Below are 342 nucleotides of genomic sequence, written 5' to 3'. Positions count from 1 at the left end.
GCCTTGGTCAGTCTGTCGTCACCCAACGAGTACGATAGAACAGTCCTCCCACAGTCACGGTTGTGACAGTATCCGCCCAGACGCCGGCTATCCACCAGTTGAACGAGTATGGAAAGATGTCCCGGAGTCAAAACTGGTGAGTTCAGTGATACGCTGCTCTAATTCTTCGATTTCAGCTTGGAGCTCGGTTGTGTCTTCGTCGGCTCCAGCCAACTGGTCTTTCAGCCCTTGGAGACGAGTTTCTTTCATGTCCTCGTCGACGTCTGCTTTCCGAACATACTCGCTTTCCTCGATATCGTACACATCGGATTCAGAGAGTGACGTTACCTCCAACGCGTCGTC

1 pseudogene is annotated in these 342 nt (G+C 52.3%); it reads right to left on the bottom strand.

Annotated features, from left to right (window positions below):
- Window positions 1-87 precede the first annotated feature (87 nt).
- Window positions 88-342, bottom strand: a pseudogene (locus CK500_RS16020) (hypothetical protein); the annotation flags it as partial.

The organism is Halorubrum salipaludis, from assembly GCF_002286985.1.
Lineage (GTDB): Archaea > Halobacteriota > Halobacteria > Halobacteriales > Haloferacaceae > Halorubrum > Halorubrum salipaludis.
This window is presented reverse-complemented; position numbering and strand designations above follow the sequence as displayed.